Origin of the sequence: Pseudomonas sp. NY15372, assembly GCF_048068215.1 — a bacterium.
GTDB classification, from domain to species: Bacteria; Pseudomonadota; Gammaproteobacteria; order Pseudomonadales; family Pseudomonadaceae; genus Aquipseudomonas; species Aquipseudomonas guariconensis_A.
Map to the genome: position 1 here is coordinate 108,039 of NZ_JBLUPY010000006.1, position 11,695 is coordinate 119,733.

General features: G+C 64.9%; 7 protein-coding genes. 3 read left to right on the forward strand and 4 right to left on the reverse strand.

Features of this window, described 5'->3' with window-relative positions:
* Positions 1 to 2: 2 nt before the first annotated feature.
* The 4 genes from guaD to xdhA all read right to left on the reverse strand — a co-directional run bounded on the left by guaD (position 3) and on the right by xdhA (position 6,147).
* Positions 3 to 1,307, reverse strand: coding sequence for a guanine deaminase (gene guaD / locus ACNFG0_RS07125; protein WP_416764358.1), 1,305 nt, complete (start codon positions 1,305 to 1,307; stop codon positions 3 to 5).
* Positions 1,308 to 1,317: 10 nt separating this feature from the next.
* On the reverse strand, positions 1,318 to 2,163 hold the full coding sequence (gene xdhC, locus ACNFG0_RS07130) for a xanthine dehydrogenase accessory protein XdhC (RefSeq protein ID WP_196144773.1): 846 nt from the start codon (positions 2,161 to 2,163) through the stop codon (positions 1,318 to 1,320).
* Between the two features lie 137 nt (positions 2,164 to 2,300).
* Entirely contained in the window at positions 2,301 to 4,700 is a 2,400-nt protein-coding gene (xdhB, locus tag ACNFG0_RS07135) for a xanthine dehydrogenase molybdopterin binding subunit (RefSeq protein WP_196166687.1), read from the reverse strand.
* Positions 4,693 to 6,147, reverse strand: a complete 1,455-nt coding sequence (gene xdhA / locus ACNFG0_RS07140; protein WP_196144771.1) for a xanthine dehydrogenase small subunit — start codon at positions 6,145 to 6,147, stop codon at positions 4,693 to 4,695. Before xdhA ends, xdhB begins: the two co-directional genes overlap by 8 nt.
* A gap of 269 nt (positions 6,148 to 6,416) precedes the next feature.
* On the opposite strand from xdhA, the gene ACNFG0_RS07145 reads away from it, so the two are divergent.
* From ACNFG0_RS07145 to zipA, 3 genes are all read left to right on the forward strand, one after another.
* Positions 6,417 to 7,076: a GntR family transcriptional regulator gene (locus tag ACNFG0_RS07145; RefSeq protein ID WP_196144770.1), complete on the forward strand. Its 660-nt coding sequence runs from the start codon at positions 6,417 to 6,419 to the stop codon at positions 7,074 to 7,076.
* Positions 7,077 to 7,079: 3 nt separating this feature from the next.
* Positions 7,080 to 10,568: a chromosome segregation protein SMC gene (gene smc / locus ACNFG0_RS07150; RefSeq protein ID WP_416764359.1), complete on the forward strand. Its 3,489-nt coding sequence runs from the start codon at positions 7,080 to 7,082 to the stop codon at positions 10,566 to 10,568.
* 203 nt (positions 10,569 to 10,771) lie between these two features.
* On the forward strand, positions 10,772 to 11,644 hold the full coding sequence (zipA, locus tag ACNFG0_RS07155) for a cell division protein ZipA (protein WP_196144768.1): 873 nt from the start codon (positions 10,772 to 10,774) through the stop codon (positions 11,642 to 11,644).
* Positions 11,645 to 11,695: the final 51 nt, after the last annotated feature.

Genomic DNA, 11,695 nt, shown 5'->3' on the forward strand with positions numbered 1-11,695 from the left:
CCTCAGCGCTGGTGCACCGAACGCCCGGCCGCGTACGTTTCACGCACGGTGCGGTCGTCGCCCAGGGTGGTGAGCACGAACAAGGTCTCCTCGATGCTGTTGGACTGCTGGATGCGGTAGTCCAGCAGCGGGGTGGCCTTGTAGTCCAGTACCACGAAGTCGGCATCGTTGCCCGGGCGCAGGCTACCGATACGGTCGTCCAGGCGCAGCGCGCGGGCGCCGCCCAGGGTGGCCAGGTACAGCGACTTGTACGGGTGCAGGCGTGCGCCTTGCAGTTGCATGACCTTGTAGGCTTCGTTCAGGGTATTGAGCAGCGAGAAGCTGGTGCCGGCGCCCACGTCGGTCCCAAGCCCGACGTTGACCTTGAACCGCTCCGCCTGGGGCAGGTTGAACAGGCCGCTGCCCAGGAACAGGTTGGAGGTCGGGCAGAAGGCGACCGCCGAACCGGTGTCGGCCAGACGCTGGCATTCTTCATCGCACAGGTGCACGCCGTGGGCGAACACCGAGCGCTCACCCAGTAGTTCGTAGTGATCGTAGACGTCCAGGTAACCGCTGCGTTCCGGGAACAGCGCCTTGACCCACTCGATTTCCTTGACGTTCTCCGACAGGTGGGTATGCATATACAGCCCCGGATACTCCTTGAGCAACTGGCCGGCGAGGGTCAGCTGTTCTGGCGTGCTGGTCGGGGCGAAGCGTGGCGTCACTGCATAGTGCAGGCGGCCCTTGCCGTGCCAGCGCTCGATCAGCGTCTTGCTTTCGGTGTAGCTGGACTCGGCCGTGTCGGTCAGGTAATCAGGAGCGTTGCGGTCCATCATCACCTTGCCGGCAATCAGGCGCAGGTCCAGGCGCTGGGCCTCCTCGAACAGGGCATCGACCGACTCGGGGTGGACGCTGCCGAACACCAGTGCCGTGGTGGTACCGTTGCGCAGCAGCTCCTTGAGGAAGATGTGCGCCACCTTGTCGGCGTGGGCCTTGTCGGCGAACTGCTTTTCGCACGGGAAGGTATAGGTGTTCAGCCAGTCCAGCAGTTGTTCGCCATAGGAGCCGATCATGCCGGTCTGCGGAAAATGGATATGGGTGTCGATGAAGCCTGGGGTGATCAGGGCGTCCCGCTGGTGCACCACCTCGACCTCGGCGCCCAGAGTGGGCAGCAGCTCGCTGGCATGGCCCAGGGCACTGATGCGCCCGTCTTCGACCACCAGCAGGCCGTCTTCGTAATATTCGTGGGAAGCGTCGAGGCCCACCTCGGCCGGGTCGGCGATGCTGTGCAGAATGGCGGCTCGGTAGGCTTTGCGGGTTGCGCTCATAACGGTCTCGTCAATTGGCTTGGCTGCGCCGGGAGGGCGGCAGCAATTGGGCGATCGGGCCTGAATTGGCGGCAGCGTCGTGCTGGCCGAAGCAGGCGTTGTAGGTGGCGATGATTTCACCGGCGATGGACACTGCGATCTCGATCGGCAGCTTGCCCTTGACCTCGGCCAGGCCCATCGGGCAGCGCATCCGTGCCACGACGGCATCGTCGTAGCCGCGCTCGCGCAGGCGGTGTTCGAACTTGACCCGCTTGGTCTTCGATCCGATCAGGCCGAACCAGGTGAAATCATTGCGTTTGAGGATGGCTGCGGTCAGCTCCAGGTCCAGCTGATGGTTATGGGTCATGACGATGCAGTAGCTGCCCGCCGGCAGCTCGGCCACTTCGTCGACCGGCTCTTCGCTGACGACCTTGGTCACGCCGTTGGGGATGGCCTCGGGGAACTCTTGTTCACGCGAGTCGATCCAGCGTACCCGGCAGGGCAGCGCGGCGAGCAAGGGTACCAGAGCACGTCCGACATGGCCCGCGCCGAACACGGCAATCTGCGCCTGCACTGCGGCCATCGGCTCGAACAGCAGCACGGTGACGCCGCCGCAGCACTGGCCCAGGCTCGCGCCGAGGCTGAAGCGCTCCAGATGCGGGGTGGTGCGTTGCTCCTGGAGCATTTGCCGGGCGATATGCAGGGCTTTGTACTCCAGGTGGCCGCCGCCGATGGTATCGAACAGGCCAGTGGCGCTGACGACCATCTTGGAACCTGCGTTGCGTGGCGTCGAGCCACGCTCCTCGATGATGGTCACCAAGACACAGGCTTCGCCGCGGGCCTGGTGGTCGGCGAGGGCGTTGATCCATTGGTGCATAGACAGATCCTCATCTCTGGTGGTCTGTTCGGGCCCTATCGCCGGCAAGCCGGCTCCCACACAGGACAGCAGCATTGCGCAGTACCAGTGGGAGCCGGCTTGCCGGCGATAGGGCCCGAACAGGCGCCCACCCGACCTCAGTGATTCACGGTTTCCAGTTCTTGTTCGGCTGGCTGCTGCGCAGCCACCGCCTTGCGCATCTGCTCGCAACCCCAGAGCACCCGCTCCGGCGTCGCAGGTGCATCGACCTGCGGCTGCACGCGGTAGTCGGCGATGCTTGCCACGGCGTCCTTGATCGCGCACCAGGCGGCGATGCCGAGCATGAACGGCGGCTCGCCCACGGCTTTGGAGTGGAACACGGTGTCTTCCGGGTTCTTGCGGTTTTCCACCAGCTTCACCCGCAGGTCCAGCGGCATGTCCGCCACGGCCGGGATCTTGTAGCTGGCCGGGCCATTGGTCATCAGCTTGCCCTTGGCGTTCCACACCAGTTCCTCGGTAGTCAGCCAGCCCATGCCCTGGATGAAGCCGCCTTCGACCTGACCGATGTCGATGGCCGGGTTCAGCGAGGCCCCTACGTCGTGGAGGATGTCGGCGCGCAGCATCTTGTATTCGCCGGTCAGGGTATCGACGATCACCTCGACGCACGCCGCGCCGAAGGCGAAGTAGTAGAACGGCCGGCCACGGGCCTGGTCGCGGTCGTAGTAGATCTTCGGCGTGCGGTAGAAGCCGGTGCTGGACAACGATACCTGGGCGAAATAGGCCTGTTGCACCAACTGTTCGAAGCTGACGATCTGATCACGCACACGCACATGGCCGTTGCGGAACTCCACGTCTTCCTCGGTGACCTTGTAATGGCGTGCAGCGAACTCGGTCAGGCGCTTCTTGAGGATTTCGGCGGCGTTCTGGGCAGCCTTGCCGTTCAGGTCGGCGCCGCTGGAGGCCGCGGTCGGCGAGGTGTTGGGGACCTTGTCGGTGTTGGTGGCGGTGATCTGGATGCGCTCGAAATCGACCTGGAACACCTGCGCCACCACCTGGGCGACCTTGGTGTTCAGGCCCTGGCCCATCTCGGTGCCGCCGTGGTTCAGGTGGATGCTGCCGTCGGTATAGATGTGGATCAGCGCACCGGCCTGGTTGAGGAAGGTGGCGGTGAACGAGATGCCGAACTTCACCGGCGTCAGCGCCAGGCCTTTCTTGAGCACCGGGCTGTGCTCGTTGAAGCGGCGGATCGACTCGCGGCGCTCGGCGTAGTCGGCGCTGGCCTCGAGCTCGGCGGTCATTTCCTCGAGCATGTTGTGCTCGACGGTCTGGTAGTAGTGGGTGACGTTGCGTTCGGTCTTGCCGTAGTAGTTGGCCTTGCGCACCGCCAGCGGGTCGAGCGCCAGGTGGCGAGCGATGTGGTCCATCACCTGCTCGATGGCGACCATCCCTTGTGGGCCGCCGAACCCGCGGTAGGCGGTGTTGGAGGCAGTGTTGGTCTTGCAGCGGTGGCCATGCACCGTCGCGTCGCCCAGGTAGTAGGCATTGTCGGAGTGGAACATGGCGCGGTCGACGATCGAACCGGAGAGATCCGGCGAGTATCCGCAGTTGCCGGCCAGGTCCAGGTTGATGCCCTGCAGGCGGCCGGTGTCGTCGAAGCCGACGTCGTATTCGACGTAGAACGGGTGGCGTTTGCCGGTCATCATCATGTCTTCGACGCGCGGCAGGCGCATTTTGGTCGGCTGGCCGGTCAGGCGCGCGATCACCGCGCACAGGCAGGCCGGGCTGGCCGCCTGGGTCTCCTTGCCGCCGAAGCCACCGCCCATGCGGCGCATGTCCACGACGATCTTGTTCATGGGCACGTCCAGCACCTCGGCCACCAGTTTCTGTACCTCGGTGGGGTTCTGGGTCGAGCAGAAAACGATCATGCCACCATCTTCGGTAGGCATCACCGACGAGATCTGGGTTTCCAGGTAGAAGTGTTCCTGGCCACCGATGTGCAGGGTGCCTTGCAGGCGGTGCGGGGCACTGGCCAGGGCCGCGTTGGAATCGCCGCGCTGGTGGGTGTGGCTGTCGAGCACGAAGTGCTTCTTGCGCAGGGCTTCGACCACATCCAGTACCGGCTCCAGGTCCTCGTACTCGATGATCGCCGCCATCGCCGCGCGGCGAGCGGTGTCCAGGTCGCGCGCGGCCACGGCGACCACCGGCTGGCCGAAGTACTCGACCTTGTCGATGGCCAACAGCGGGTCACCGGCGACCACCGGGCCGATGTCCTTGAGCCCGGGGATGTCTTCGTGGGTGATGGCGATGCGCACGCCCTCGAAGGCGTAGCACGGGCTGGTGTCGATGCGCAGGATGCGCGCATGGGCGCGATCGGCGGTGCGCGCATAGACGTGCAGCTGGTTGGGGAATTCCAGGCGGTCGTCGATGTACACCGCTTCGCCGGACACATGCTTGTCCGCGCTGTCGTGCTTGATGCTGCGGCCGACCCCGGTGGTCAGGTCCTGGCTGAACAGTTCGGCCATCTCGGCCTGGCTCTTGGCTGCGTGATGGTTAGACATAAGCGGTCACCCGGGTTTCGATGTACGGCGATTGCAGTTCGATGAAGTACTTGCGCAGCAGGTTCTGCGCCGTCAGCAGGCGGTACTCGCGGCTGGCGCGGAAATCGCTGAGCGGGGTGAAGTCCTCGCCCAGGGCCTGGCAGGCCCGTTCGATGCTGGCCTGGGTCCACGTTTTGCCCACCAGGGCAGCCTCGCAGGCACGGGCGCGCTTGGGAATCGCGGCCATGCCGCCGAAGGCGATGCGTGCGTCGCTGACCACGCCGTCCTCGATGCGCAGGTTGAACGCGGCGCATACCGCCGAGATATCGTCGTCCAGGCGTTTGGACACCTTGTAGGCGCGGAATGTCCAGGCATCGCTGGCACGCGGCACGATGATCTTCTCGATGAACTCACTGTCCTGGCGCGCAGTGATGCGGTAATCGATGAAGTAGTCCTCCAGCGCCAGGGTGCGCTGGTGTTCGCCCTGGCGCAGCACCACCTGGGCGTCGAGGGCGATCAGCAAGGGTGGCGAGTCGCCGATCGGCGAGGCGTTGCCGATGTTGCCGCCCAGGGTGCCCTGGTTGCGGATCTGCAGCGAGGCGAAGCGGTGCAGCAAGGCGCCGAAGTCCGGGTATTCCTCGTTGAGCGCGGTGTAGCAGTCGGTCAGCGGCGTGGCGGCACCGATCTCCAGGTGGGTGGCGGTCTTCTCGATGCGCTTGAGCTCGGCCACGTGGCCGACATAGATCATCACCGGCAGGGCTTTGTGGAACTGGGTGACTTCCAGGGCCAGGTCGGTACCGCCAGCCAGCAGACGCGCCTCGGGGTGCGAGCTGTACAGGTCGGCGAGGTCGGCCACGGTCAGCGGGACCAGGCAGCGTTTGTCGCCGCTGTTGAGCTCGCCGGTTTCGGTCGGGGTGATCGCCTTCAGGCGAGCGATGGTCTGGGCCTGCTGTTCGTCGAACTGGTCGCGGCAGGGGCGGGCGCAGCTCTGCTCGGCGGCGGCGAGGATCGGGCGGTAGCCGGTGCAGCGGCACAGGTTGCCGGCAAGGGCTTCCTGGGCCTGGTGCAGGTCGTGGCCGTCGCTGTTCTTCTGCAGAGCGAACAAGGACATGACGAAACCTGGGGTGCAGAAGCCGCATTGCGAGCCATGGCAATCGGCCATGGCCTGCTGCACGCTGTGCAGCTCGCCCTGGTGCTTGAGGCCTTCGACGCTGATCAATTGCTTGCCGTGCAAGGCCGAAACGAAGGTCAGGCACGAGTTGAGGCTGCGGTAGCGCAGGGTGTCGCGGCCCTGGTCGTCCTGGGCCAGCTCGCCCACCACCACCGTGCAGGCACCACAGTCGCCACTGGCGCAGCCTTCCTTGGTGCCGGGTTTGCCCAGGTGCTCACGCAGGTATTGCAGCACCGTCATGTTCGGGTCCAGGGCGTGCTCACTACGCAGCTCCTGGTTGACGAGAAACTGGATCACGGGGAAGGCCTCGCAATGGTTTTATTGTTGTTCGGGCGGACTCTAAGCAACGGCTGACCTTTTGGTCAATAATTTTCTGACTCAAAGGTCAAGAAATTGCCTGCAGCCCCGCCCGACGGTAGTGATCGACCTATCCCAAGCATAGTGCCTGTCAGCTTTCAGGCAGGCTCCGCAGGTCGAATAAAGCGCGTCGATCCGCTGCGCGGTAGGCAGGTAATTACGCTACAATCGCCACCTTGTGCCCCGTTCAAAGATTCTGAAGGAAAACCATGACGTTCAAGGCGCCGGACAGCCTCTCCGAGCAGATTGCCCACTACCTGGCCGAGCGGATCATTCGCGGCGAACTCAAGCCGGGCGAACGCATCCAGGAGCAGAAGGTCACCCAGGCGCTCAATGTCAGCCGCGGCTCGGTGCGCGAGGCGCTGCTGATCCTCGAACGTCGGCACTTGATCGCCATCCTGCCGCGCCGCGGCGCCCACGTTACCGAGCTGGATGAACGTGGCGTACGCAGCCTGTGCACCCTGATGGGCGAGTTCTACATCCTGCTGGGCAACGCGGTGGCCAGGCACTGGCGCAGCGAGGGCGACCTCGAGCCGTTCCTGGAAATCCAGCAGCGCCTGCAACAGGCTCATGCCCGGCAGGACATCGAGGCCTTCGTCGCCGACAGCTTCGCGGTGATGCGCGCAGCCTACCCGTTCGCCGACAACCCCTACCTGCAGGAAACCGTCGAGAACCTGCAGCCGGCCATGAGCCGTGCCTACTACCTGGCCCTGGACCAGCGCCAGGCCAACATGGTCGATTACCTGGAGCTGTTCGCCCGGCTGCTCGAAGCCGTGGTCGCGCGTGACCAGGTGCGCATCCGCGAAGTGCTGGTCGCCTATAGCCAGCGCAGTTGCGAGCTGGTGCTGGCGGCGCTGGCCCGGGCCTGATCGATGCGCCTGAAGTGCATTCGCCTGGCCGGGTTCAAGTCGTTCGTCGACCCGACCACGGTCAACTTTCCCAGCAACATGGCAGCCGTGGTGGGGCCCAACGGCTGTGGCAAGTCCAACATCATCGACGCGGTGCGCTGGGTGATGGGCGAGAGCTCGGCCAAGAACCTGCGTGGCGAGTCGATGACCGACGTCATCTTCAATGGCTCATCCGGCCGCAAGCCCGTGAGCCAGGCCAGCATCGAACTGGTGTTCGACAACAGCGAAACCACGCTGCTCGGCGAATATGCCGCCTACGCCGAGATCTCCATCCGCCGCAAGGTCACCCGCGACGGGCAGAACACCTACTACCTCAATGGCACCAAGTGCCGGCGTCGTGACATTACCGACATCTTCCTCGGTACGGGCCTGGGGCCGCGCAGCTACTCGATCATCGAGCAGGGCATGATCTCCAAGCTGATCGAAGCCAAGCCCGAGGAGTTGCGCAACTTCATCGAGGAAGCCGCGGGCATCTCCAAGTACAAGGAGCGCCGCCGCGAGACCGAGAACCGCATCCGCCGCACCCAGGAAAACCTCGCCCGCCTGACCGACCTGCGCGAGGAGCTGGAGCGCCAGCTCGAACGCCTGCACCGCCAGGCCCAGGCTGCCGAGAAATATCGCGAATACAAAGCCCAGGAGCGCCAGCTCAGGGCGCGCCTGTCGGCGCTGCGCTGGCGCGAGCTGGACGAACGCGTGCGCCAGCGCGAGGCCGTCATCGGCGACCAGGAAGTGGCCTTCGAGGCCCTGGTGGCCGAGCAGCGCAATGCCGATGCCAGTATCGAGCGCCTGCGTGATGGCCACCATGAGCTGTCCGAGCGTTTCAACCAGGTCCAGGGCCGCTTCTATTCGGTCGCAGGCGACATCGCCCGGGTCGAGCAGAGCATCCAGCATGGCCAGCAACGCCTGCGCCAATTGCAGGACGACCTCAAGGAGGCCGAGCGCACCCGCCTGGAAACCGAGTCGCACCTGGGCCACGACCGCACCCTGCTGGCCACCTTGGGTGAAGAGCTGGCGATGCTCGAACCCGAGCAGGAGCTGACCCTGGCCGCAGCCGAGGAAGCCACCGCTCACCTCGAGGAGGCCGAGGAGGGCATGCAGGGCTGGCAGGAGCAGTGGGACACCTTCAACAGCCAGTCGGCTGAGCCGCGGCGCCAGGCCGAAGTGCAGCAATCGCGCCTGCAGCAGCTCGAAGCGAGCCTCGAACGCCTGGCCGAGCGCCAGCGTAAGCTGGGCGAGGAGCGCGACCAGCTGGGCGCCGACCCGGAAGGCGAAGTGCTGCTCGAGCTGACAGAACAGCTCGCCGGTAGCGAGCTGTCGCTCGAAGAACTGCAGCTGGCCGAGCAGCAGGTGGCCGAGCAGATCGAAGGGGTGCGCGAGCAATTGCAGTCGGCCACCGAGGCCCACCAGCAAGCCCAGGGCGAATTGCAGCGCCTGGGCGGGCGCCTGGCTTCCCTGGAAGCCTTGCAGCAGGCCGCCCTGGAGCCTGGCGCCGATGCTGCCGACTGGCTGCGCGGCCAAGGCCTGGAGCAACGACCGCGCCTGGCCGAAGGGTTGCGGGTCGAACCCGGGTGGGAGTTGGCCGTGGAAACTGTGCTCGGCGCCGACCTGCAGGCGGTGCTGGTCGACGACTTCCGTAACCTGGATTTCGCTGCCCTCGAGCAGGGCGAACTGCGCCTGACACTGGCGCAGCGCCAAGGTGCCCGGCTGCCGGGCAGCCTGCTGGATAAAGTCGAAGGCCACACGGACCTTGCGCCCTGGCTCGGTCAGGTACGCCCGGTAGACAGCCTCGAGCAGGCCTTGGCGCTGCGCGAAGGCCTGGGCGAGGGCCACAGCTTGGTCAGCCGCGACGGCTACTGGGTCGGGCGCCACTTCCTGCGGGTCGATCGGGGTGGCGAGTCCCAGGGTGGAGTGCTCGCCCGGGGCCAGGAGATCGAGCGCCTGGGCCTTGAACAGCGCGAGCTGGAAGAGCGTCTGGAGCACCTCGACCGCAAGGTCCAGGCCCGGCGTGAGCAACAGCGCGAGCTGGAAGCGCAGCGTGAACAGCTGCACCGGCGTACCCAGGACGCAAGCCGCCAGCAGGGCGAACTCAAGGCGCGTCTGTCGGCTGGCCGCGCCCGTGCCGAACAGTTGGCTTTGCGCCAGCAGCGCCTGGGCGAAGAACTGGCCGAGCTGCAAGAGCAGCGCGCCCTCGAGCACGAGCAACTGGGCGAGGCGCGCCTGTTGCTGCAGGAGGCCCTGGAGCAAATGGCCCAGGATACCGAGCAGCGCGAACAGCTGATGGCCCGCCGCGACACCCTGCGCGAAGGCCTGGACCGCATTCGCCAGGAAGCCCGCCAGCACAAGGATCACGCTCATCAACTGGCCGTGCGTCTGGGCTCCCTGCGCGCCCAGCACGACTCCACCCGCCAGGCCCTGGAGCGCCTGGAGCTGCAGGCGGCGCGCCTGAGCGAGCGCCAGGAACAGCTGAGCCTGAACCTGGAAGAGGGCGAGGCGCCGCTGGAAGAGTTGCGCCTGAAGCTCGAAGAGCTGCTCGAGCGGCGCATGGGCGTCGACGAAGAGATGCGTCAAGCGCGTCTGCACATGGACGAGGCCGACCGCGAGCTGCGCGATGCCGAGCGCCGCCGCACCCAAGCCGAGCAACAGGCCCAGTTGTTGCGTGGCCAGCTGGAGCAGTCGCGCTTGGAGTCCCAGGGCCTGGACGTGCGTCGCAAGACGCTGCAGGAGCAGTTGCAGGCCGATGGCTATGATTTGCAGGGCGTGCTCGCCACTCTCGAGCCCGAGGCCAGCGAGCAGGGCTCCGAGCAGGAGCTGGAGCAACTGGACGGGCGCATCCAGCGCCTGGGCGCGATCAACCTGGCGGCCATCGACGAATACCAGCAGCAGTCCGAACGCAAGCGTTACCTGGATGCTCAGGATGCTGACCTGGTGGAAGCCCTGGAGACCCTGGAAAACGTCATTCGCAAGATCGACAAGGAAACCCGCAACCGCTTCAAGGATACCTTTGATCAGATAAATGCCGGTTTACAGGCACTTTTTCCAAAAGTTTTCGGTGGCGGCAGTGCCTACCTGGAACTGACGGGCGAAGATCTACTCGATACTGGGGTGACGATCATGGCGCGCCCACCGGGCAAGAAGAACAGCACCATCCATCTGCTGTCCGGCGGCGAGAAGGCGTTGACCGCCCTCGCACTGGTGTTCGCCATCTTCAAGCTGAACCCGGCACCGTTCTGCATGCTCGACGAGGTCGATGCCCCGCTGGACGATGCCAACGTCGGGCGCTATGCCAGGTTGGTCAAGGAAATGAGCGAAAGCGTGCAGTTCATCTACATCACCCATAACAAGATCGCCATGGAAATGGCCGAACAATTGATGGGAGTGACGATGCACGAGCCGGGCTGTTCACGCCTTGTTGCAGTTGATGTGGAGGAAGCGCTGGCCATGGTCGACGCCTGATGAGACAACAGGGGGTACAAACCAGAGGGAAATGCCCCCGACATGTGCGACAGACGGTGTAAAGTTGTCTTTGGTCGTGCTAGCTTAATGTCACTTGTTTTTTGCGTGGGTAAAACGCCTGTCAGAACATAGAGTTGGCGCCACGTGTTAAAGGGCTTTGAAGCCTTTGTTTTCAAGCATATTTTTTAGAGGCACGGGATTACATGGAAATCGGTCTGCGCGAGTGGCTGATCGTCATCGGCGTCATTGTCATCGCCGGTATTCTTTTCGACGGCTGGCGCCGCATGCGCGGCGGCAAGGGCAAGTTGAAATTCCGTCTGGATCGCAGTTATTCCAACCTGCCGGACGAAGAGGGCAGCGCCGAGGTGCTCGGCCCTGCACGTGTGCTGGAAACCCAGAAAGAACCTGAGCTGGACGAAAGCGACCTGCCGTCGGTCAGCGCACCGGCGCGCGAGCGCGAGCCCAAGCCGGCCAAGGCTGCCAAGCGCGGCAAGCGTGCTGGCGAGCCGCAGCAGGGCGACCTGAACCTGGCCGCCGAGCCACGCGAGCCCGACTTGTTCGCCGATGCCGACGACGATTACCCGGCCGACAAGCGCCACAACGGTTCGGCTGCAGGCGGCAATACCGTCAAGGAGCTGCCGCCGGCCGAAGAAGTGCTGGTGATCAGCGTGATTTCCCGTGACGAGGGCGGCTTCAAGGGCCCGGCCCTGCTGCAGAACATCCTCGAAAGCGGCCTGCGCTTCGGCGAGATGGACATCTTCCACCGCCACGAGAGCATGGCCGGCCACGGCGAGGTGCTGTTCTCCATGGCCAACGCGGTCAAGCCGGGCGTATTCGACCTGGACGACATCGACCATTTCAGCACCCGCGCGGTGAGCTTCTTCCTGGGCCTGCCTGGGCCACGTCATCCGAAGCAGGCCTTCGACGTGATGGTAGCTGCCGCGCGCAAGCTGGCCCACGAGCTCAACGGCGAGCTCAAGGACGACCAGCGCAGCGTGTTGACCGCCCAGACCATCGAACACTACCGCCAGCGCATCGTCGAGTTCGAGCGCCGTGCGCTGACCCAGAAGCGTTGATGTACCCAAGCGGGCGGGTCTGCCTCGATTCTGCCCGCGAGATTTCAACGA